Annotated in this window: 18 protein-coding genes; 7 read left to right on the forward strand and 11 right to left on the reverse strand. The window is 68.7% G+C overall.

From position 1 onward, the window contains the following. Window positions 1-6: 6 nt before the first annotated feature. The 8 genes from G0D83_RS03250 to G0D83_RS03285 all read right to left on the reverse strand — a co-directional run bounded on the left by G0D83_RS03250 (window position 7) and on the right by G0D83_RS03285 (window position 12,306). Window positions 7-1,440 carry a sodium:alanine symporter family protein gene (locus G0D83_RS03250; protein WP_164189473.1) on the reverse strand — a complete coding sequence of 478 codons (1,434 nt, stop codon included), beginning with the start codon at window positions 1,438-1,440 and terminating at the stop codon, window positions 7-9. 317 nt (window positions 1,441-1,757) lie between these two features. Further along, window positions 1,758-3,830, reverse strand: a complete 2,073-nt coding sequence (locus G0D83_RS03255) for a [FeFe] hydrogenase, group A (protein ID WP_164189475.1) — start codon at window positions 3,828-3,830, stop codon at window positions 1,758-1,760. Between the two features lie 59 nt (window positions 3,831-3,889). After that, the gene (gene ppsA / locus G0D83_RS03260; RefSeq protein ID WP_164189477.1) at window positions 3,890-6,283 is read right to left on the reverse strand and encodes a phosphoenolpyruvate synthase; all 2,394 of its coding nucleotides are present in this window, start codon (window positions 6,281-6,283) and stop codon (window positions 3,890-3,892) included. 51 nt (window positions 6,284-6,334) lie between these two features. Then, entirely contained in the window at window positions 6,335-7,714 is a 1,380-nt protein-coding gene (locus G0D83_RS03265; RefSeq protein WP_164189479.1) for an MBL fold metallo-hydrolase, read from the reverse strand. Window positions 7,715-8,324: 610 nt separating this feature from the next. Further along, window positions 8,325-9,206, reverse strand: a complete 882-nt coding sequence (locus G0D83_RS03270; RefSeq protein WP_164189481.1) for an alpha/beta hydrolase — start codon at window positions 9,204-9,206, stop codon at window positions 8,325-8,327. 104 nt (window positions 9,207-9,310) lie between these two features. Further along, window positions 9,311-9,820 (reverse strand): dual specificity protein phosphatase family protein, encoded by a 510-nt coding sequence (locus G0D83_RS03275; RefSeq protein ID WP_164189483.1) that lies wholly within the window; start codon window positions 9,818-9,820, stop codon window positions 9,311-9,313. Between the two features lie 4 nt (window positions 9,821-9,824). Beyond that, window positions 9,825-10,664 carry a neutral zinc metallopeptidase gene (locus tag G0D83_RS03280; protein ID WP_164189485.1) on the reverse strand — a complete coding sequence of 280 codons (840 nt, stop codon included), beginning with the start codon at window positions 10,662-10,664 and terminating at the stop codon, window positions 9,825-9,827. 112 nt (window positions 10,665-10,776) lie between these two features. Then, complete coding sequence (locus tag G0D83_RS03285) at window positions 10,777-12,306, reverse strand: ankyrin repeat domain-containing protein (RefSeq protein WP_235939393.1); 1,530 nt, start codon at window positions 12,304-12,306, stop codon at window positions 10,777-10,779. 266 nt (window positions 12,307-12,572) lie between these two features. Here G0D83_RS03285 and G0D83_RS03290 point away from each other — a divergent pair, with 266 nt between their 5' ends. From G0D83_RS03290 to G0D83_RS03310, 5 genes are all read left to right on the forward strand, one after another. Continuing rightward, the gene (locus G0D83_RS03290; RefSeq protein ID WP_164189487.1) at window positions 12,573-14,351 is read left to right on the forward strand and encodes a DNA polymerase III subunit gamma/tau; all 1,779 of its coding nucleotides are present in this window, start codon (window positions 12,573-12,575) and stop codon (window positions 14,349-14,351) included. A 69-nt stretch (window positions 14,352-14,420) separates the two neighbouring features. Continuing rightward, window positions 14,421-14,792 carry a hypothetical protein gene (locus G0D83_RS03295; protein WP_235939395.1) on the forward strand — a complete coding sequence of 124 codons (372 nt, stop codon included), beginning with the start codon at window positions 14,421-14,423 and terminating at the stop codon, window positions 14,790-14,792. Between the two features lie 156 nt (window positions 14,793-14,948). After that, entirely contained in the window at window positions 14,949-15,293 is a 345-nt protein-coding gene (locus G0D83_RS03300; protein WP_108968402.1) for a YbaB/EbfC family nucleoid-associated protein, read from the forward strand. Between the two features lie 89 nt (window positions 15,294-15,382). Then, complete coding sequence (gene recR / locus G0D83_RS03305; protein ID WP_164189489.1) at window positions 15,383-15,976, forward strand: recombination mediator RecR; 594 nt, start codon at window positions 15,383-15,385, stop codon at window positions 15,974-15,976. Between the two features lie 71 nt (window positions 15,977-16,047). Then, window positions 16,048-16,992 carry a hypothetical protein gene (locus G0D83_RS03310; protein WP_164189491.1) on the forward strand — a complete coding sequence of 315 codons (945 nt, stop codon included), beginning with the start codon at window positions 16,048-16,050 and terminating at the stop codon, window positions 16,990-16,992. Window positions 16,993-17,011: 19 nt separating this feature from the next. Here the strand turns inward: G0D83_RS03310 and G0D83_RS03315 are convergent, their stop codons facing one another. Both G0D83_RS03315 and G0D83_RS03320 read right to left on the reverse strand, forming a co-directional pair. After that, the gene (locus tag G0D83_RS03315; RefSeq protein ID WP_235939397.1) at window positions 17,012-17,965 is read right to left on the reverse strand and encodes a class I SAM-dependent methyltransferase; all 954 of its coding nucleotides are present in this window, start codon (window positions 17,963-17,965) and stop codon (window positions 17,012-17,014) included. A 271-nt stretch (window positions 17,966-18,236) separates the two neighbouring features. Then, on the reverse strand, window positions 18,237-19,013 hold the full coding sequence (locus G0D83_RS03320) for a DUF1013 domain-containing protein (RefSeq protein ID WP_164189493.1): 777 nt from the start codon (window positions 19,011-19,013) through the stop codon (window positions 18,237-18,239). Between the two features lie 142 nt (window positions 19,014-19,155). Between G0D83_RS03320 and G0D83_RS03325 the strand changes: the two genes are divergently transcribed. Both G0D83_RS03325 and G0D83_RS03330 read left to right on the forward strand, forming a co-directional pair. Continuing rightward, window positions 19,156-19,788: a ribonuclease T2 gene (locus G0D83_RS03325; protein ID WP_164189495.1), complete on the forward strand. Its 633-nt coding sequence runs from the start codon at window positions 19,156-19,158 to the stop codon at window positions 19,786-19,788. A 575-nt stretch (window positions 19,789-20,363) separates the two neighbouring features. Further along, window positions 20,364-21,389: a hypothetical protein gene (locus G0D83_RS03330; protein WP_164189497.1), complete on the forward strand. Its 1,026-nt coding sequence runs from the start codon at window positions 20,364-20,366 to the stop codon at window positions 21,387-21,389. A 114-nt stretch (window positions 21,390-21,503) separates the two neighbouring features. On the opposite strand, the gene G0D83_RS32640 is transcribed toward G0D83_RS03330, so the two are convergent. Further along, entirely contained in the window at window positions 21,504-22,778 is a 1,275-nt protein-coding gene (locus G0D83_RS32640; protein WP_164189499.1) for an SPOR domain-containing protein, read from the reverse strand. Between the last annotated feature and the right edge of the window lie 30 nt (window positions 22,779-22,808).

Consider the following 22,808-nt stretch of genomic DNA (forward strand, 5'->3'; position numbering starts at 1 on the left):
GGGCCTTCACTCCGCGGGCCGCTTTTCAGGCCAGGAGGTCCGGTCGAGCTCCAGGTCTGGGAAATCATCCGCGTAGAAGACCGGGCGATCCACTCCCGCCCGGACCTGCCTGGTGAAGTCGTCGAGGATCCGCGCCGCGATCGGGAACAGCATGGCGAGCGCCAGCAGGTTCACGATTGCGAGGATGCCCATCATCGGGTCGGAGAACGCAAAGACCGCGGTGGCGCCGGGGGCGACCGCGCCAAGCAGGACGATCCCGATAATCGCGAAGCGCAGGAAGTTGCGGGCCATTGGCGCATCGGTCATGAAGCTGAGTGCGTTCTCGCCAAGGTAGTAGTTGTACATGATGGAGCTGAACGAAAACAAGAAGATGGCGGCGGTCAAGTAGTACTGCGCCCAGTTCCCCACGTGCGAGACAAGGCTCTGCTGGGTGAGCGCGACGCCGTCGATGGCCTCGGCGCCCGGTGTGTAGACATCCCCCAGCAGGATGACGAAGGCCGTGCAGGAGCAGATCAGGATGGTGTCGATGAAAACCGAAAAGCTCTGGGTGATGCCCTGGCTCACCGGGTGGTGCACAAAGGCCGTGGCGGCCACGTTCGGCGCCGAGCCCAGCCCGGCCTCGTTGGAAAAGAGTCCGCGCCGCAGGCCCTGGGCGATCGCCGCGCCCATGCCGCCGGAGACTGCCTCGCGAAGGCCGAAGGCGTTGCCGACGATGTCCGCGATAACCCCCGGCAGCGACGTGAGGTTGAGCACGATCACCAGCAGCGCCATGGCGATGTAGCCGATCGCCATGACCGGAATGATCACGTCGGCGGCCTTGGCGATGCGGTGAATACCGCCGAAGATGACGAAGCCGGTGACCGCGGCGAGCACGAGCCCTGTCGCGATGCGCGGAACGCCGAGGCTGTCTGCCGCCGCGCCGGCAACCGTGTTGCCCTGGAAGGCGTTGAAGCCGATGGAGAACGACCCGATCAGGCAAATGCAGTAAATCACAGCGAGCCAGCGGTACTTGTGTCCGAGCCCATGCACGATGGCACGCGCAGGTCCGCCGCGGAAGTCGCCGTTCGGCGTGGTCTCCTTGTAGACCTGCGCGAGGATCGCCTCGATCATCGCAGAGCACATGCCCACCAGCGCGATGGCCCACATCCAGAACACCGCGCCCGGACCGCCGGCGGTGATCGCCACGGCGACGCCGGCAATGTTCCCGCCGCCGACGCGCCCGCCCACCGAGACGAAGAGCGCCTCGCGCGCCGAGATCTTGTTCGGATCGTCCGAGCTGCCATCCTTCGACAGCACCCGGAACATGCGTTTGAAGTAGCGGAATTGCGCAAAGCCGCTGGCAATGGTGAAGAAGCAGCCCAGAACCACCAGGAAGGGAATGAGCGCCGCCCCCCAGGTCAGATCGTTGATGAGTCCGAAGACGCTGTCGAAAAACTCCATGCGCGAATTCCTTCATTTGCCAGACACGGAGGCCAGGATGGGCGCGGTGCCGACCGCGGCCGGGTCTGTCGCTTGGAAACGGGAACGTGTTGAAATGCGGGGGCCAAAAAATGGCTGGTGATGCCGCAACCTTCGAGCAAGCAAGCATTTTCGACAACCCTCGTGACCGGCTCCAAGAGGCTGCAGGCGGAAAACCACCGACCGCGCCCCTTGCCGCGCGGCGCTGCATGTCGGGACCGCTCGCAGGTTGTGCAGCGCCGGAGCGCATCGCGGTCCTTTCAGTGACCGAGCCCCGGCCGAGAAATCTTATGCAGTCTTTATAGAACAATACGCGTGAGCCGCGCGATCCGCGCCGACGATGGGCCTTTGCCGGTCCCGGCCGCCAGCTCCAGTTCAAACCGGCAGCGGCTGCCGTCTGGCGTCAGCACGGTGAGATCCTCGGTCAGCGCCGCCGACGCCATCTGATGCCGCTTGTAGGCCGCCCCGTAGCGCCTTGGCGGCAACGCGCGGTTGATGAACGCCGCGATGGCATCGGCCCCTTCTATGTCGCCGGCCACCGAGGCTGTCGACCAGCGGCCGTCCGGCTGGAACAGCTCCGCCGCGGCCGCCCCGTCCCGCCGGTCCACGCAGTCGAGAAACCGCATCAGCAGCGCGCGGCGCGATCCCCTGCCGGCGTAATGGGTATGCAGCAACCGGTGCGCAGCGGGTGAATTCGGCGCCCCCAATTCAGCCGCATAGAGCGCCTGAACCTCGCCGTTCTCATACGAGCGGCGGCGCGGCGCCTCGGCATCAACGGCATAGATGGCCGCAGCGCGCTTCTGCAGGATCTGCGGATCCATGGACTTCGGCTCGCCGCCGCCGCCAAGACACCCACCGACGCAGGCCATGACCTCTATGGCGACGAACTCCTCTCGCCAACCCTCCCCCTCGAGCAGCCTTTGCGCCGCGGCGATGCCGTTGCACACGGCCACCGCGCCGATGCCGGGGATGATCGCGGTCTTCGTGCCGTCCCGGACGCCGCGCAGCGCCGCCCATTCGAGCGGCAGCGCCCCTACCATGCCAGCAAGGTGCGAGGCCGTACGGACCATGGCCTCCATGACCCCGCCAGACGCGCCGAAGATCTGCGCCGCGCCCGTGCTCTCTCCGAGCGGGCTGTCGAAGCGTCCCTCCTCGGACAGCGCTCCGAAGGCGATCCCGCGGGCCCGGATCATCCGCGCCAGCTCTCGGGTCGTGAGCACATGATCCACGTCGCCCGAGAGGCCGGGCCGGCGCGCCTCGTCCTTCTTGGCGGTGCAGGGCATGACGCTGACAACATAGGGCTCCGCCCTGCCCTCGGCGAAGTCGGGTCCAAGCGCCCGCGCGAAGCCGCTGCGCTTGGCGATCGCTCCGTGCATCTGCTGCGGCGATTTCGTCGTGCTCAGGTGCGGCAGCAGATCGGGCCGGTTGAGCTCGACCCAGTTCACCCAGCCCGGGCAGCAGGAGGTGAAGAGCGGCAGCCCCGCCCCGGCGCGCAGCCGCGCCAGAAGTTCGGAACCTTCCTCCATGATCGTGAGATCGGCGGCGAAATTGGTGTCAAAAACGTAGTCGAAGCCAAGCTGGCGCAGCGCGTTGATCATCCGGCCGGTGCTCACGGTGCCCGGGCCGAAGCCGAATTCCTCGCTGATCGCGATCCGGGTCGCCGGGGCGACCTGCACCACCGAAACCCGACGTCGCGCATCGAGCGCATGCAGGACATCGTGCCAGTGCGGCGTCTCGATGAGGGCGCCCACCGGGCAGACCAGCGTGCATTGACCGCAGGAAATGCACCGGGTCTCGGCCAGCGGCTCCTCGAAGACGGTGACCGGCCTGCGGTCGCCGCCGCGCCCGGCTAAGCCGATGATGAACTGCTGCTGGACGGCCTCTCCGCAGACGTCGGCGCAAAGGCCGCATTCAATGCATTTCGACAGGTCGCGCCAGATGCTCGGCGAGGTGTGGTCGGTGGAGAGATCGTCGGCAGGAGGCGCGTTTTCCCCGGGCAATTCTGGCCAGAGGTCCTGCCACTGGTTTTCCCTGACCAGCGTCTGGAGCTGGCAAGCGCCGTCGATCTCGCAGCGCAGGCAGTCGTCGGGATGTCGCGCCAGCAACCAGGCCGCATCGGCGCGGCGGAAGGCCTGCAGCGCGTCGGTGTCCGTGTCGACAACGTCGCCCTCCTGCGCCGGGGTCCGGCACGCTGGCCGAGGGTGACGCGCGCCCGCGACCTCGACGAGGCACATGCGGCAGGTGGCATGGGCCGGAAGGGAGGGATGATGACAGAGCGTGGGGATGTGGACGCCCGCACCCCTCGCCGCCTCGAGCAGGGTGGCACCCTCCTTGACCTGCACCTGCCGTCCGTTGATCGTAACCTTGGTCATGCGGCCCCCTCCCGGCGTGACTGCCCCGTGACGTCTCCGGTGCGCGCGGGCGCCCCGGGCTATCTTTCGGCCTCGGCCACGTGGCGCTTCACCGCGAGGAAGCTGTCCGGGGTTACCGAGATGCTGTCGATTCCCGCCTGCACCAGAAGCTTTGCGAACTCGGGGTGATTGCTGGGCGCCTGCCCGCAGAGGCCGATCTTGCGCCCGGCCTTGCGCGCCTTGGCGATCGCCGTCTGGATCATCCAGAGCACCGCCGGGTCGCGCTCGGAAAAGAGGCTGGCCAGCGCCTCGAAGTCGCGGTCGACGCCAAGGGTGAGCTGGGTAAGATCGTTGGAGCCTATGGAGAAGCCGTCAAAGCGCTCCGCAAAGGCTTCGGCCTCGATCACGTTCGAGGGGATCTCGCACATCACGTAGACCTCGAGCCCATCCTCGCCGCGCCTGAGCCCGTTCTCGGCCATCACCTCGAGCACCCGGTCCGCCTCGCCGACGGTGCGGCAGAAGGGGATCATCACCACGGCGTTGCGAAAGCCGATGGTTTCGCGCAGGCGGCGGATCGCGCGACATTCGAGCGCGAAGCCGTCTCGGTAGGCCTCGGAGTAGTAGCGCGAGGCACCGCGGAAGCCGATCATCGGGTTCTCTTCACGCGGTTCGAACGCCGCGCCCCCAAGCAGCCCGGCGTATTCATTTGTCTTGAAATCGCTCATCCGGATGATCGCCGGGTTCGGGTACCAGGTGGCGGCGATGCGCGAGAGGCCTCGGGCGAGCGTCTCGACGAAATACTCGGTCCGGTCGGCATAGCCGCGGGTGAGCCTGTCGATGGCGTCGCGATCCGGCCCGGCGGGCAGGCGGTCGTAGCGGGTCAGCGCCAGCGGATGCACCTTGACCTCGTTGGAGATGACGAACTCCATCCGCGCCAGCCCGACGCCATCCGCCGGCAGCCGCCACCAGCGCGTCGCCGCTGCGGGGTTGGCCATGTTGAGCATCACCTTGGTGCGGGTCTGCGGAACCTCGTCGAGCCGTGTCTCCTCGACTTCGAACTCCGCCTTCCCGGCGTAGATCACCCCCTCGTCACCGCCCGCGCAGGAGACGGTGATCGCCTGCCCGTCGTGCAGCAGATGCGTCGCCTGCCCGGTGCCGACGATGGCCGGAACGCCCAGTTCGCGGCTGATGATCGCCGCATGCGAGGTACGGCCTCCGTGGTCGGTGACGATCGCGGCGGCGCGCTTCATGATCGGCACCCAGTCCGGGTCGGTGGTCGAGGTGACCAACACGGCACCGTCGCGGAAACGGCCGATGTCGGCGGCGCTCTCGATCAGGCAGACCTCGCCCGTCGCCACCGCGCTGCCGACGCTGAGCCCGCGCAGCAGCGCCTCGCCGGTCGTGCCGAGCCGATAGCTGCGGAAGGCGTGGCCCCCGCTGCGCGACTGCACCGTCTCGGGCCGCGCCTGCACGATGTAAAGCGGCCCGCCCTGCCCGTCGCGGGCCCATTCCATGTCCATAGGCTGGCCGTAGTGACGCTCGATCCTCACCGCCATGCGCGACAGCTCGAGGATTTCGGCCTCAGACAGCACGAAGCTCTCTCGCTCGGCCCTTGAAGTCGGCACCGTCCGGGTCGGCGTCTCTGGCCCTGCGCCGTAGATCATCTTGATCTCCTTGGCCCCGAGCGCCTTGTGCAAAATCGGCACGCGGCTCTCGTCGTCGAGGAAGGGCTTGTAGACTTGATACTCGTCGGGGCTCACCGCGCCCTGCACCACGGTCTCGCCCAGGCCCCAGGCGGCGTTGATCAGCACCAGCTTGTCGAAGCCGCTCTCCGTGTCGAGCGAGAACATGACACCCGAGCCGCCCTCGTCCGAGCGCACCATCAGCTGCACGCCGATCGAAAGCGCCACGGCGAGATGATCGAACCCCTTGATCTGCCGGTAGGTGATGGCGCGGTCGGTAAAGAGCGAGGCATAGCAGCGGCGGCAGGCGTAGAGCAGCGCAGCCTCGCCGCGGATATTGAGGAAGGTCTCCTGCTGACCCGCGAAACTGGCGTTGGGCAGGTCCTCGGCGGTGGCCGAGGAGCGCACGGCGACGGCGGGCTCGGGCATCCCGGCGCGCTCGGCCAGCGTACGATAGGCGGCGCGGATGGCCTGCTCGATGTCAGGGGGCCATGTCCCGGCCGCCACCGCCGCGCGGATCCGGCGCCCCGCCTCGGGGAGCGTGAGCCGCCCGTCGGCGAGCTGTCCGAGCGCAGCGGCCAGCACCGCCTCGAGGCCGTTGGCGGCGATGTAGCTGCGGTACGCCCCGGCGGTCGTGGCAAAACCCGGCGGCACGCGGATCCCCTGGCTGCCGAGCCGCGCCACCATCTCGCCAAGCGAGGCGTTCTTGCCGCCGACCTCGGGCAGGTCGTCTCGGGTGAGGTCCTCGAACCAGGTCAGAAGCGGTCCACCGCTATGCGCGTGATCATCCATCCCCTTGTCCTCCGTTGACACTGCGAAGCGTGCGGCAGCCCCGCCCGCCCCTCAAAGCTCGAATTCCTCTCCCATGGCGGGCATCCGGACCGAGCCGCCTGTCAGCTCCCTGCCGAAGGCCTCCATCGCCTTTGGCTCCCCATGCACCAGGAACGTCTGTTTCGGGTTGCCGAGACCTGCGTGCCAGGCGCTCAGAGCGCTCCTCCCGGCATGGGCCGAGAAACCGTTGATCGTATGGACCTGCGCCCGCACGGGGATCTCGTCGCCGAAGAGCTTCACCCGCGACGCCCCATCTATGATGATCCGCGCCAGCGTGCCTTCGGCGGCGAACCCGACGAAGATGATGCTGGACTCGGGATGGGTGAGCGTGTGGCGCAGGTGATGGCGGATCCGCCCGCCGGTGCACATGCCCGAGCCAGCCATGATCAGCGCCCCGGAGCGGATGCCGTTCAGCTCCATCGAATCCTGGGCCTCCTGGGTGAACTGCAACCCGGGCACCTGGAAAGGATCCTTGCCGGCGTGGATCATCCGTGCGGGTCCCGGGCCCATCGCCTCGGGATGCCGGCCGAAGATCCGCGTTGCCGAGATCGCCATGGGGGAGTCGAGATAGACCCTCAGGCCGGGCTTGATGTACCCCGCGTCCAGCCCCTCGCGCAGGTACCACAGGAGTTCCTGCGCCCGCTCCAATGCGAAGGTCGGGATGATGATGTTGCCCCCGCGCGCTTGGGTGGCCCGGATCGCTGCGTGGAGTTCCTCGACCGAGTCGGCGAGCGAGCGGTGGTCCCGGCCGCCATAGGTCGTCTCCATCACCACCACATCAACACCGGCAGGCGGCGCCGGATCGTTCAGCAGCACGCGCCCGCCCGGCCCGATGTCGCCCGAGAAGAGCACCCTGCGCCGCCGCGTGCCTTCGGTGATCTCCAGCAGGATGGACGCCGAGCCGAGGATATGCCCCGCGTCGAAGAAGGTGGCGGTGATCCCGGGGAAAAGCTGGGTGGCCGTGCCGTAGTGCGCCGGGCGCCCGAAGCGCCGCACGGCGTCGAGCGCATCGAGCCGGTCGTAGAGCGGCTCGTACCGCCTCCCCTGCCTGCCCTTGCGCCGGTGCCTCCGGGCGTCCTCCTCGTGAAGATGGGCGGAATCCATCATCAACAGTTGCCCCAGGTCACGGGTCGCGGCGGTTGCCACGATCGGGCCGGAGAAGCCGCGCTTCACCAGCAGCGGAATGCGGCCGCAGTGATCGAGATGGGCATGGGTCAGAAGCAGCAGGTCGATCTCTGCCGGGTCGAAGCCGAAGCCGGACGCGTTCTCGTCGTGCAACTCGTGCGCGCCCTGAAACATCCCGCAATCGATCAGGATCTTGCGTCCCGCCGCCTCGACGAGGTGGCACGATCCGGTCACCTGCCGCGCGGCCCCATGAAACGAGAGCTTCATTGGCCTTCCTCCCGGGCGGCGGGGTCCGATCGGATCCCCCGCCCTGTTGAATTCCCACCCTTCCCCTCACGCGCCATGGGCGTCCTTCGGCTTGTCGATCCCCAGCGCCCGCATCATCAGGCTTTCTTCGAAGGACTCGGCCTTGCCGGAGCGGACCTTGCGCAGGAAGCACGTCTCGAAGCCCATCTTCGCATGGTGCTCGCTCGCCCGAGGCGGCCCGGTTCACGTTCAGCGGCGGGATCTGCGGCTGCGCGACCGCAGCTCGCGGGCCATCTCAGGACCACCGAGCCCGGCCCCAGGAACGAGAACTTGTGCCATTGCGAACTCTCCCAGAACGCGCGCCTGCGTTGTTATTCCTCTTGGCAGGGTGCCACCCTCGAGCGGGCCGCGATATGACACGGATCAAGCGTTGGCCGGAATCCGCAGCGCCTCGGATGGGCCGTGCCCAGACCGGCGAAATCTCTGAATTGGCCGGAGAGTATCACACCCAAGGCGACTGCGATCCACCTCGTGCCACTGGTGGATCGCTGCAAATCTGCACAGATCAGGGTTTGGCCGGAACTCGTCTGCGAAACACTTGCTCTCCTACCGCGTGCGTAGAGACTGCGAGCTAGCCCGCCGCCAGCGCGAAGCAGCGCGGGAAGGAGGCGGCAAAGGTCGCGCCGTGGCCAAGCCCCTTCAGCACCTCGAGCTGGACATGCAGGTCGCTCCGCACCGCCAGCCGGGCCGCCATCTCGAGCGTGTCCGGGTTCGGGCGGGGCGCCTCGGGCTCGGGCGTGCCCGAGCGATGCTCGCTGTCGCCCAGCATCATCAGAACCTCGGCCCGGCCGGCGGCGAGCCGCGGCGCTTCGGCCTCCATCGCAAAGAGCCTGCGCCCGCCGAAGCCCGTGGTCGCGCTGATCGGCATGTAGGCACGGAAGGCCGCGGGCTTGGACAGCAGCGTCGCCAGCGCGAAGACCCCGCCGTAGGAATGCCCCCAGAGGCTGCGCCGCGCCGGATCGAGCCGAGCACGCTCGGCCAGCACCCGCGCCAGCGGGCCGAGCAGACGCGCCCGGAACGCAGCCTCGCCGCCGAACTCCCAGTCGCGCCCGCGACCATGCATCGGGTCCTCGAGCGGCACGGGGGTGTAATCGCGCGCACGCGAGGCGCCGTCGAAGGCCTCTTTGACCGGGTAGCCGATACCCACGACCGCAAGCCCCGGGTAGGCCTCGAGAATTGCCGCATCAAGGCGGCTAAAGGCAGCGTTGCCGTCAAGCATCCAGAGCGATGGCCAGCCTTGCGACGGGGCCGCGCCGCGCGGGAGGGCAAGGAAGAGGCGGTAAGTCAGACCGTCCGCACTCACGTCGACACGCGAGAGCTCGTGGCTTGCGGGGGGTGTGTCGAAGAGCGGGAATTCGGCGGCGGGCTGCTGCCGCTGCGCCAGCACCGGGAGGGCGGGGCAGCCTGCAAAAGCGGCAAGCGTGGTCAGGAAGCGTCTGCGGTCTGGGATCATTCACCATCTCCTTGAAAATCCAGGGGCTGGCGAAAGGCTGGCTTTGCAGCGTGGTCTAGCCGAGGCGCGCGGGCCTGGCAATCGGTGCGACCGGCTGAGCGGGATCAGTCCACGTGGCGCAGGAAGAGCGCGGCGTCGCGCGGGGCCTCCATCGCCCAGTCCATCTGAGCGTCGGTCTCGACGGCGCAGGGCCGGACGTGGCGGAGCCGGGCCAGCGCCTCGTCGGGCGCCTCGCCGGCCTCGATCATCAGCCGCAGCGCCACCATCCCCGAACGACCGCAACCGCCCCGGCAATGCACGAGCACCCGGCCACCGCCCGAGAGCGCCTGCCGCGCCTGCGCGCTGACCTCGGGCCAGAGGCCGCGCATCTCCTCGGACGGGGTGCCGAAGTCGGGGATCGGCAGGTGCAGCCAGCGCGAACCGTGGTCCCGCACGTGCACCCCCAGCAGCGCCGCGTCCGCCGCCTCCATCTCGGCCCGGCTGACGAGGGTGATGACGATGGCCGGGCGCCATTCGGTCACATGCGCCATGTCCCCGGCAAAATCCCCGCCGCCGCCCGGCAGGGGCGAGATCGCGAGAATGCCCTCGAGGACAGAAAGCGCGTGGATCATCATCAGGTCAGATGTCTCCTGAGAAGGTGTCACAGGCCGAGATATTGCCCGCCTCGTAGCCCCGCGCGAACCAGCCCGAACGCTGCGCGCTGGTGCCGTGGGTGAAGGTATGCGGCTGCGGCACCCGCCCTGCCCGCTTCTGCAGAAGGTCGTCGCCGATCATCTTGGCGGCGTTCAACGCCTCCTCGACGTCTCCGGGCTCGAGGAGGCCGTCGACATGGGTGGCCCAGACGCCGGACAGGCAGTCGGCTTGCAGCTCAAGCCGCACGGTCAGCGCATTGGCTTGCGCCTCGCTCGACTGCTGGCGGATTTCCTCGACCTGCGGAAGGATCCCGAGCAGGTTCTGCACGTGGTGCGCCACCTCGTGGGCGATCACGTAAGCGGCGGCAAAGTCCCCCTCGGCGCCGAGCTGCTGCTCGAGCGTGGCGAAAAACTCGGTGTCGAGATAGGCCTGCTGGTCGAGCGGGCAGTAGAATGGCCCCGTCGCGCCGCTGGCGCCACCACAGGGCGAGGCGGTCTGGCCAGAGAAGAGCACCAGCACCGGCGGCGTGTACTCGCGGCCCGCCTGCTCGGGCAAGAGCTGGGTCCAGACCTCCTCGGTGGTGGCCAGCACCTGCGAGGCGAATTCGCCGGCGAGTTTTTCCTGCGGAGTCAGCTCGCGCGGCTCGCTAGAGGTCTGCACCGTGCTGTTGTTCAGAAGCGGGGTGACATCGACCCCGGCGAAATAGCCGATCGCCAGGACGACCAGCAGCGCGATGCCCCCGAGCCCGCCCCCCACGGCGACGCGGCCCCCGGACCGACGGCGGTCCTCGACATTGCTGCTTCGGCGCACTCCTCTGAGACGCATGACTAAATTCCTTATATGAAAATACGTGCGGCAGCCCTGATTGTAGGGGCTGCCGCGGCTTTGTGAAACAGAATTTCCGGCTTGGGCGAAGCGCGCGGCGGCCGGGCCGGGATCAGACGACCTGCCCCGGATGCGCCTCGGCCCAGCCTTGCAGGACGACGGCAAGATCGGGTCTGCCGACCAATGCGATGGCCTTGCGCGGAAGCGCGACGCCATGCTCGAGCAGAAGCTTCAGGCAGGCGAGGTGATCTCGGCCTTCGGCCTTCGGCGCGTTCTCGGCCCCGTGCAGCAACGTGCCGAGCAGCGTGCCGCCAAAAGCGTTCACGTGGCTCATGTCCGGACGCAGATCCAGGAAATGCGCCATTATCTGGGGATAGCCCTCCCAGGCAGCGGCCTGCACCGGGGTCACGCCATCAACTCCGTCCGGCGCATCATATGGCAGCCCGAGCGACACCAACGCCTTGATCTGCGCCAGCCGGTCCGGCCGACCCGCGAGCCCGCGCAGCAACCCGTCGTAGGCAGGCGGCAGCGCCTCGGGGTCGATGTAGGCACCCGGAGTGCCCCGCCCCTCCGCGGCCTCTGCCATGAGCGCCTCCTCGCGGGACAGCGCGGCGGTGATGCCCCGCGCCTCCAGCGCCTCGACCAGCGCGCGGCTGCCCAGCACCCGGGCGTAGGCATAGGGCGAGACCCAGCGCCACTCGCGCACCGGATCGGCGCCGGCCTCGAGCAGCAGCTCCACCATGCGCCGGTCGCAGCCGCGCCGCGCCGCCTGATGCAGCGCGGGGATGGTCTGCGCCTCCTCGTCGAGCGTCGCGCCATGGGCGAGCAGAAGCTCCACGGCGCCGTGGTCGTTGAAGTCGAGCGCCCGCAAGAGCGCGTTGGTGCCCTGCGGCTTCGCCCCACGCTCGAGCAGCAGCTTCAGCCCGTCCAGCGTGCCCATCTCCGCCGAATGGTAGAGCGACTCGCCATCGTCGGGAGACGCGCCGTGATCCAGAAGCCAGCGCGCCAGATCAAGGTTGCGCGCCACGCAGAGCGCACCGTAGAGCGCCGAGAGTTTCTCTCCCCCTGCTCCCTCCTGTGCGTCGTTCACATCGGCCCCCCGTGCGACCAGCAAGGCGGCGATTTCCAGCGTCGCAGGGCGCAGGTCAGGGTGCAGTTGGTGCCAACGCGAGAAGGCGAGGTGCAAGATCGGGCTTCGCGGCCCGTGCCGTTCGGTTGCAAGCCGAGGGTTTTGCGCCAGCGCGGCGCGCACGCCAGGCAGGTCTACCAGAGCGCATTGCAGGCCGAAAAGCCCATCGGCGAGATCCGGCGTCTCGGCCAGAAGCGCCTGCACCACAGGCATCTGACCATGGAACAGCGCGATCTTCAGCCGCTGGATTTTCGCTGCCCGGTCCAGGCCCTGGGTCTCCGCCGCCAGCTTGAGCTTGGGCCAGCTCTCGAAGCCTCGCTCGCGCGCGATGAGCTGCAGGAAGTCGGCGCGCCTGAGCTCGCGCCCGTCGCCGCGCGGCGGCAGCTCGCTCAGGCGTTGCCGCGCGCCGCGGTCTCCCGCGTCGTAGGATTTGTGAAGTCGGCGCGCCTCGCGGCGCAGATCGTCGATGGATGGGGTCGGCCCTGAAAAGAGCATGCCGGTGTCCTCCGTCATCGCCCAAGTGTCCGCTGGTCTGGGCAGGAGAGAAACCGAAGATATCAGATCGGTTCGAAGGCAGGTGCGCGCGCTTTCCGCGGACTGGGCGGCCCCCTGCGATCGGGCCTGATCGCCTCATAGCAGAGCGGCGGCGCATGGGGAAGTCCCCGCGCAACACATGCGCCAGGATCGGGGCCGCACCCGGCGCCCGCCTCGACGCCCGGCTTTACCTCGCCCCTCCCCCACCTTACCTTGGCCGCAACCGAAGGAGCGCCACGGATTCCATGACTGACGACAGCCCCAAGTACCAGGTACTCGCGCGCAAGTACCGCCCCGAGACCTTTGCCGATCTCGTCGGGCAGGATGCCATGGTGCGCACCCTGAAGAACGCCTTCAAGGCGGACCGCATCGCGCAGGCCTTCATCATGACCGGCATCCGCGGCACCGGGAAGACCACCACCGCGCGGATCATCGCCAAGGGGATGAACTGCATCGGCCCCGATGGCGCCGGCGGGCCAACCACCGAGCCCTGCGGTGTGTGCGAGCACTGCAAGGCAATCATGGAAGGCCGCCACGTCGACGTGCTGGAGATGGACGCGGCCTCCAACACCGGCGTCGGCGACATCCGCGAGATCATAGACAGCGTGCACTACCGGGCGGCCTCGGCGCGCTACAAGATCTACATCATCGACGAGGTGCACATGCTCTCGAACAGCGCGTTCAACGCGCTGCTCAAGACGCTCGAGGAGCCGCCCGCGCACGTGAAGTTCATCTTCGCCACCACCGAGATCCGCAAGGTGCCGGTGACGGTGCTGTCGCGCTGCCAGCGGTTCGATCTGCGCCGCATCGAGCCCGAGGTGATGATCGACCTGCTGCGCCGGATCGCCACCAAGGAAAGCGCCGAGATCACCGATGACGCGCTGGCGCTGATCACCCGCGCCGCCGAGGGCTCGGCGCGCGACGCCACCTCGCTGCTCGATCAGGCGATCAGCCACGGTGCCGGGGAAACCACCGCCGATCAGGTCCGCGCCATGCTTGGCCTCGCCGATCGCGGACGGGTGATGGACCTCTTCGAGAAGATCATGCACGGCGACGCGCCCGGCGCGCTGACCGAGCTCTCCGAACAATATGCCGAGGGCGCCGACCCGCTGGCGGTGCTGCGCGACCTCGCCGAGCTGACCCATTGGATCTCGGTGGTGAAGATCACGCCGGACGCCGCCGAGGATCCCACCGTCGGCCCCGACGAGCGGCTGCGCGGCTCGGCGCTGGCGGCCAACCTCGGCATGCGCGCGCTCACCCGCATGTGGCAGATGCTGCTCAAGGCGCTGGACGAAGTGGCTCAGGCGCCCAACGCCATGATGGCCGCCGAGATGGCGGTGATCCGGCTGACCCACGTCGCCGAGCTGCCCTCGCCCGAGGAACTGCTGCGCAAGCTTCAGGACACGCCGCCTCCGCCCCCCAGCCCGAACGGGCCCGGCGGTGGGTACACCCATGCACCCGCAGGCGCCCCCGCGGGTGGCGGCACGCAGGCCTACGCCAGCCACGTGCAACCGACCCATCCCGGCCCCTCCGGCCCCAGCGCGATGTATGGCAACGCCGTGCCCGCGGTGGCGCAGAACAACGCGCTCGCGCGGTATCCCACCTTCGAGCACGTCCTCGAGCTCATCCGCGCCAATCGCGATGTGAAGCTGCTGGTCGAGGTCGAAAGCGGCCTGCGCCTTGCCGCCTATCAGCCCGGCCGCATCGAGTTCACCCCGGCCCGCAACGCCTCGGGCGATCTGGCGCAGCGGCTCGGCACGGCGCTACAGCGCTTCACCGGCGCGCGCTGGGGCGTGTCTTTGGTCAACGGCTGCGAGACGCCGACCATCGTGGAAAAGCGCGACGCAGCCGAGCTGGCTTTGCGTTCCGAGGCCGAGCAGCACCCGCTGGTGCAGGCCACCCTCGCCGCTTTCCCCAAGGCGAAGATCGTCGAGATCCGCACCCCCGAGGCCGAGCAGCAGCAGGCCGCGGTGGAGGCCCTTCCCGAGGTCGAGGACGAATGGGATCCCTTCGAGGAGGAGTGATCGCTGCGTGATGGGGGAACCCCTGCGGCCTTTCCGGGTTTGACCTCTGTCACACCCGGAGGAGCCGCCATGACTTTCGACCCCCATAAGGCTGTTCACAAGGCCACCCTGCCCGCCCTGCGCGATCGTATCGGCGACGCCCTGCCTGCCAGCCGGCGCGAGCGCCTCGCCCCCGTCGTCTTTGCCGGCGGGCTGCTGGCCATCGGCGCGATGCTGATCAAGGCCAAGCCGCGCATCGGCCATGTGCCCACGCCCAAACAGTTCGGCGACCTTCCGCGCCGCTCTCGCGCACGTCGCGCGGCGCAGACCACCCGCGATCACATCGAGCCCTTCGCCCCGACCAATGTGACCGACTCGATCGGACGTTCGCTGATGCTCGGCGGCGCCGCGCTCTTGCTGACCCGCCTGCTCGACGAAGCCGCCGGACGCGACGGTAAATAGATTTGCCGTCTGCTCGGCCCGGAGCGACTTCCGCGCGGTAGCGCCCTTGTTTTGCGCAATTCCGGCGCCGCTTCCCTTGTCGCCCCGACGCACGATCCGTATCTAGGAGACAACTCGGACACAGGGCCCGCCGCGGCCCCAGACAGGAGAGACCAGATGTTCAAGGGATTGGGCGGTCTTGGCGACATGGCCAAGATGATGAAGGCCGCGCAGGAGATGCAGGGCAAGATGGCCGATCTGCAGGAAGGCCTGCACACCACCATGGTGACCGGCGAGTCCGGTGCCGGCCTCGTAAAGGCAACCGCCACCGCCAAGGGTGAGCTGAAGGGTCTCGACATCGATCCGTCGATCTTCAACAGCGACGACAAGGAAGTGGTCGAGGACCTGATCCTCGCCGCGATCAAGGACGCGCAGAGCAAGGCGCAGGACCGCGCCGAGCAGGAGATGCGCAAGCTCACCGAAGAGCTTGGCCTTCCCGCAGACATGAAGATGCCGTTCTAAGACGCCTGCCGCAGGCATGGCGCGTGGCGGGACAGAGCGGACCTTCGCAAGAAGGTCTGCGGCGTCCCGCACCGAGGAGTGACCCGGAAATGCCCGAGCGCAGCGAGATCGACGCGCTGATCGAGATGATGGCCCGGCTGCCGGGCCTCGGCCCGCGTTCGGCGCGGCGCGCCGTGCTGCACCTCATTCGCAAGCGCGAGCTGCAGCTCGCACCGCTCGCCGATCTGATGAGCCGGGTCGCCGCCACCGCCCGCGAGTGCCTCAACTGCGGCAATGTCGGCACAGCCGAGATCTGCCCGATCTGCACCGACGAGCGCCGCGCCAACGGCCAGATCTGCGTTGTCGAGGACGTGGGCGACCTTTGGGCGATGGAGCGCGGCGGCAGTTACAAGGGCCGCTACCATGTGCTCGGCGGCACGCTGTCGGCGCTCGACCGTATCGGTCCCGAAGAACTGCGCATCCCGCAGCTCGTGGCGCGGGTGCAAAGCGAAGCCATTACCGAGGTGATCCTCGCGCTCAACGCCACGGTCGACGGGCAGACCACGGCGCATTACATCGCCGACCAGCTCGAGACCCGCGTCGCGATGAGCTCGCTGGCTCAGGGCGTGCCCATCGGCGGCGAACTCGACTATCTCGATGACGGCACGATCACTGCGGCGCTCAACGCGCGCCGCAAACTCTGAGTCCTCGGGGTCACGCGGCTGTGACCCCCGGCCTCTGGGCGGCACCGCACCTTGGCGCTAAAGCCAGCGACATGATCCGCGCAACCGCCCCCCTCCGCCTCGCTATTCTCGCCGCTCTGCTTCCCTTCGCCGCCCAGGCGCAGGAGGCCACGGTCCCCGTGCTCGACCCGGCGCCGCTGTCGCAGGTCGACCTGCTGTCGCGCGAGATCGGCTTCGGCATCGGCCATAGCGCGGTGACCAGCCGGCGGGACGGGTTCTTCCTCGGTGGCTATGCGGCGGGCGGGCGCACCGCGCCGGATCACGCGCAGGACTCGGAGTACAACAGCAGGGGGCTGGTGCTGGGCTGGGGCTTCGAGAACGGGCTCTCGGCCTTCGCGGGCTACGCGCAGGGCGCGTCCTTTCTCGACGACGATGTCCACGAGGCGCGCATCCGCTCCTATTTCCTTGGCACCGGCTACGCGGGCTCGTCGAACGGCGTGAGCTACGGCGGCGCACTCTTCATGAGCCGCACCCACAACAAGCTTTCGAGCCCGGCCTCGGCCTCCGGCAGCACCGACCACGACGGCCGCACCCTCGGCCTCAGTCTGCGCGGCGAAACCCTTCTGCGCGAGGGCGCGTCGCCGGGCACCGGGATCGACCTCGTGGTGACGGGCGACGTGTTGCGCCATGCCACGGGCGATTACGAGCTTGCCCGCAAGGGCGGCGAGATCCAAAGCCGTGTCACCTATTCCACCGCCTTCCGCGCCGAGCTGGGCGCGCCGATGCGCGCGGTGGGCGGGATCCTGCGCCCCTATGCCGCCTACGCCGTCTTCGGCGGTGACCAGGACGAGATGACCTATGTCACCGAGACCGGCAGCCGCAGCTTCGACGCCAGTGAGCTGCTGAGCGAGGACCAGCTTTCGCTCGGCCTCGACTACGGCGCCACGGACGGCCGCGGGCTGGGCGGGCGGCTCGAGGCGGCCTCGAACTTCGCGGGCGACAGCGCCCTGCGCCTGCACCTCAGCTTCGGCTTCTGAGCCGCGCCGCGGCGCCGGCCTAGACCAGCGCCTCGGTTTCCCCGTCGCCTTCGCGGTCGAGCACGCGCGCAGGCGCACGTGCGGTGACCAGCAGCGCCGCCACGTCCTGCCCGCGGTCCTGCCGCAGCGCGCAGCCGGTCAGCGTCACCTCGGCAAAGCCCGCCTCGGCCATCAGGCCGGTGATATACGCCCGCGAATGGGCGAAGCGGCGGCTCTCGCGCAGCTGCACCGGGGCCTCGCCGAGTTCCAGCGTGAAGGCGATCTGCCCGCCTGGCGCCAGCGCCCCGGCGCACCAGCCGATCACCCGCTCGAGCGCGCCGAGATAGATGAAGACATCCGCCGCCAGGATCAGGTCATAGCGTGGCACGATCGCCGACATCTCGGCGATGTTGCGTTTCTCGAGCGCGTCGTAGACGCCCTTCGCCGCGGCTTCGGCCAGCATCTTTGAGGAAATGTCATAGCCGTCGAGCCGGTCGCAATGCGGCCGCAGCAGCTCGCCCATCAGCCCGGTGCCGCACCCGAGGTCGAGCGCGTGCCGCGCCCGCATGAAGCCCTGCGCCTTCAGCGCCGAGAGCAGCAGTTCGGGACCGCGGTAGTTCAGCTTGCCGACCAGCGAGCGCTCGAAGCGCGGCGCGTATTGGTCGAAGAGCAGCTCGACGAAGGCCGCAGGCATGCTCTCGGCCACCGGCACGCCCCGCAACAGGTCGCGGCGCAGCCCGGCGCCCAGCGGATCGCGGGGGTCGGCGGCCACGGCCTTGTCCCAGGCATCGGCAGCGGCCTCAACCTCGCCCACGGCCTCATGATACTCGCCGAGACGGAACCAGCCCGCGGCCCAGCCCGGCACCAGATCCATCGCCCGGCTCAGCGCCTCGATCGCGCCGCCGTAATCGCCCAGGTGGGCCATGGTCTCGGCAAAAGCGGCGCGGCGCTCGGCAAGCGGATCACCACAGGGAAAAGACGTTCCCAGCATCATTTATCTGTCCAAAGGGGCCCGCTCATTTGCCGGTAATGGCCACGCGGCGGGCGACACGCTGCACCGCCTCGGGGTGCATCATCGCGGGCGATATCCGGTCGCGAGATTTCCGTCAATCGGGCGCGCAAGCGGCTGACGCAAAGGTAAAAGACCTGTGTCTGCCGGGGCAGTGATCCAGCCCGGCGGCGCTGCGCGGCGGCCCGCGCCTCGGCATGGAAAAAGCCCGCCGCAAGGCTGCGACGGGCTCTCGGGTGGTCAGCGGACGCGCGTGTCAGCCGCGCGGATCGTCGCTGTCGTCCTCGTCGTCATCCTCGTCGCTCGAAGGCAGGTTGAAGAAGCTGTCCGCATCCGAGAAATCGCTCGGGCCCTTGTCTTCTTCCTCGTCGTCCTCGCCGCGCGGATCGGAGAGCGAGAAGGTCTCGAGACCCTCGATCGCCGTCGGCAGCCGCGGCTCGTGGCTGTCCATGCCAAGGCTCTGCTCGGTCGACACCAGCTTGCGGCGCTCGTCGTCGGTCATCACCTCGTCGCGGTTCTTCGCGGCCTTGGCCACGGCGGCGTCAAGCTCGGACTGGCGGCACAGCCCCAGCGCGACCGGATCGATCGGCTGCATGTTCTGGATGTTCCAGTGGGTGCGCTCGCGGATCGACTGGATCGTCGGCTTGGTGGTGCCCACCAGCTTGGAGATCTGGCCGTCGGTCAGCTCGGGGTGGAACTTCACCAGCCACAGGATCGCGTTCGGACGGTCCTGGCGCTTCGACAGCGGAGTGTAGCGCGGGCCGCGGCGCTTGTCCTCGTCGACAGCGGCGGGGTTGTACTTCAGCTTGAGCCTGGCGAGCGGGTTCTTCTCGGCCTTGTCGATCTCGACCTGCTCGATCTGGTTGTTGGCGACCGGGTCGAAGCCCTTCACGCCGCCAGCCACGTCACCGTCGGCGATGCCTTGGATTTCCAACTCGTGCATGCCGGTGAAGTCGGCAATCTGCTTGAAGGTCAAAGTGGTGTTGTCGACGAGCCAGACAGCGGTCGCCTTGGGATGCAGCAGTTTTGCCATGGGTCATCTCCTTACGTAAATCTTCTCCCCTCCCCCAAGGCGTTGGCCTCGGGAGGTCCCGGATTACTTCTCCAGGACGGGTTACCGTTGTCGGGGAACTTCGGGCCTATATAGTCTCGCGGAACCCAAGAGGGAAGAGAAAATGCGCTGGCTGCTGATCCTGCTCGTCTCCGTCACCTGTGCCACGACCGCCCGGGCCGAGGGCGACCGCGCCGGGGTGTTCGACTACTACGTTCTGTCGCTGAGCTGGTCTCCGACCTGGTGCGCGCTCGAAGGCAAGGCGCGGAACTCGCCGCAATGCGACCGCCCGCTCGGCTGGGTGCTGCACGGGCTCTGGCCGCAGTACACGCGCGGCTACCCCTCCTATTGCGACAGCTCCGCCCGCCCGCCGAGCCGCAAGGAGACCGCCGCCATGGCCGACATCATGGGCACGGCGGGGCTGGCCTGGTACCAGTGGAAGAAGCACGGCGCCTGTGCAGGACTCTCGTCGCAGGATTACTTCGCGCTCGCCCGCCGCGCCTACGAGGCTGTCACCCGCCCCGAGGTGCTGCGCCGCCTCGATGCGCCGGTCAGCCTGCCGGCCGAGGTGATCGAGGAGGCCTTCCTGCAGGCCAATCCCGGCTGGGAGCCGGACATGCTGACCATCACGTGCCAGTCCGGCCGCATCCAGGAGGCGCGACTGTGCCTGTCAAAGGCGCTGGAGCCCGTGCCCTGCGGCCAGGATGTGGTTAAGGATTGTCGCCTTCCGAACGCCCTTCTTGATCCCGTGCGCTGAGCGATCTTGCCCTTCAGGCGCGCCCGGGAAGCGGGCGGCGGCAGGCAGATACGACGTGCGTCTGTAGAGGTGTGGCGGGATCAAAAAATGCCAGAGGGTGTACCCGAACCAAGATCAAATGCTTGCCAGCATAAAGAAAACGGAAACGATCATAGGAGCGGTTCACCCCCTGGCACGGTCGCAAGTGTACGAGGTCGCGACCGTGCAGCCAGTCAAATCGCGAACTTCTTAACAAATGGTTAACGAAATAGTTAATCGCCCTTAAACGAACATATTTTTTCGGACCGTCGCCACGATCGCCGCAGCCCTCAGCCGAAGCCCGAGATGATCAGGCCACCGACCCTAGCCGCGCCACACCGCGCCGGGCTGATCACCGGCAACCCCCGGGAACCCGCGTCTTTTTCGCAACCGTGATCGCACAGCGGCGCCGCGCGCGCGCCGCGCCGCGCGGCAGAGATTGCTCCCGCTGGGGGAGCTTGATAATCAGAAGCGAAGACAAGGCAGAGCAGCGGGCCTCCCGGCCCGGACAAGCGCCCCAAAAACGCCCCGAATATCGCCGAGAACGCACCCCGAGCATGACAGCCCTCAAGGAGTACCAGCGCCTCGAAGCCACCGCGCTCTGGCGGCCCGAGCCGGACGCGCAGCGGCGCGAGGTGATCCTGTCGATGGGGGATGCCACGCTGACCGTGTCGGACGTCTCGGGCCGGGCGCTGTCGCATTGGTCGATGGCCGCCGTGGTGCGCGCCAACAAGGGCCGCAGCCCGGCGCTCTATCATCCCGACGGTGATCCCGGCGAAACGCTGGAGCTGGCCGAGGACGAGAGCACGATGATCGACGCCATCGACCGGGTGCTGCGCGACATCGAACGGCGGCGTCCCAAGCCCGGGAAGCTCCGCCTGCGCATGATCATCGGCGTTGCCGCGCTGGTCGCCGCCGGGATCCTGCTCTGGCTGCCCGGCGCGCTGCTCGACCATGCCGAGCGCGTCGTGCCCCGCGCCAAGCGCGTCGAGATCGGCCAGGCCCTGCTTGGCCAGATCACCCGAGTCTCCGGGCGCCCCTGCGGCACGACCGAGTCTGCGCGCCCGCTGCGCCACCTCGCAGCGCGGGTGCTGGGCGAGGCGCGGCGCGGCGATCTGGTGGTGCTCAACGACGGGCTCCGCGACACGGCGCATCTACCCGGCGGGATCATCCTGCTGAGCAGCGATCTGCTCGAGGACTACGAGGACCCGGACGTCGCGGCGGGCTACATCCTTGCCGAGTCGTTGCGCGCCAGGCAGTCGGACCCGCTGGGCGATCTGCTGCGCCATGCCGGGCTCTGGTCGAGCCTCAAGCTGCTGACCACCGGCTCGCTGCCGCGCGGCGCGCTGGAAAGCTACGCCGAGGTGCTGCTTACCCGCCCGCAGGTGCCGGTGCCGCTCGACGCGCTGCTGGATGGCTTCGCGAAGATCGAGCTGCGCAGCTCGCCCTATGCCTATGCCCGCGACATCACCGGCGAGTCGGTGCTGCCTCTGGTCGAGGGCGATCCGCGCGCCGCCGAGGGCAGCGTGCCGGTGCTGAGCGATGCGGACTGGGTGCGGTTGCAGGGAATCTGCGGCGGCTGACGGCGCGGCGCCGCTCGCGGAGTGCGCTCGGCCCGGTGACGCAAGGCCTGGGTGCTGCCCCCGACGCGCTGCGCGCGCCTCCACCGGCAAATTTCGTCCAGCAGAATGCTGTGCTCAGCGCAGGGTCGCGCTGCGGTAGCCCGTGGCCTGGACCTTGGACAGCGCGAGGCTGGCGGCGCGCGCGTCGGCATAGGGACCGACCCGCAGGCGGCGCAGGCCGTCGGACTTGCGCAGCAGTTCCTGCACCGGAAGACCCGCCGCCTGCAGTCGGCTGCGCGCCTGTCCGGCGCTTTCCGCCGTGGAGAAGGCGCCGATCTGCACGTAGCGCAGCGCCGGACCCTCGTCGGAAACGCTGTCGGAGGCCGCGGCGACCACCGCGCCGGTGGTCGAGGGCGCGGGGCGCAGCGCCGGGTCGCCCTCGAGCCGCACGCGCGGGGCCACGGCGGTCACCACGGTGCCGGCGGTCGAGGCATGGGGCACCTCGTGGGTCCAGACGCGCTGGGTGTCGTAATACCCTTTCACCGTCTGCAAGGCGCGATGCGGGTTCAGCCGGTCGTCCTCCCAGGCCGGACGATATCCGGCGGGGACGATCACGCGTTCGGCGCGGCCGTCCTCGTAGACGTGGCGCGGCAGGATGCGGGTGCTGCCGGGCACCAGGAGCTTGCCATCCTGCCAGCTGCCGGTGCCATTGCCGTTGTTGTAATAGACCTTCTTGCCGGGCGCGGGCGCCTCGCCGCGGCGCACCTCCGTCGCATAGGGCGCCGCCTGAGGACCGCAGCGCAGGGTGCGACCGTCGCTGACGATCTCGCCGCTGAAGCCGGGGGTGCAGGCGCCGCCGACAAGCGCCCCTGCAGGGACCGCCGCGACCGACCCCGCCGGCGCGGCCGGAACTCTGGAAACCACCCGCGGCGCCGGGGCGGCGGGCGGCTTGGAGGCCGGAGCCTTGACCACGGCTGCGGGTTTCGAGGCGACCGTGGCCATCGGCTGCCCGGTGGCACGGCTCGGGGCCGGGGCGGTTACGGCCTGAACCGGCTTGGGCTTGGGTTTGGACGCCGGCGCGGGCGCGATCACCGGGGCGGGCTTGGCCGCGGGCGCCTCGGCCGCGGCGGTGCGGCTCTGGCCGGACAGGCTGGGCGCATAGCCGCAGACCGGCTCGCCGGCGCGGCTGACCCGCGGCACCCAGATCACCGCGTCATCGAAACCGGCGCGGATGAACACGCAGCCGCGGCTGTCGACGTATTGCGCTTCGGTATAGCTGGCAGGGGGCACCTCCGCCGGAGTGCTGATCGTGTCGATCCGCTGAGCCAGCACGGGGGCGCCGATGAGAGCGGAGCCGATCGCCGTGGCGAATGTGAGAATGGCGGAACTTGCCGAAACCTTGATACGCATGTCGCCCCCCGGGAAGCTGCGCGGCCAGCA

Origin of the sequence: Salipiger sp. PrR003, assembly GCF_010500785.1 — a bacterium.
Lineage (GTDB): Bacteria > Pseudomonadota > Alphaproteobacteria > Rhodobacterales > Rhodobacteraceae > Salipiger > Salipiger pacificus_A.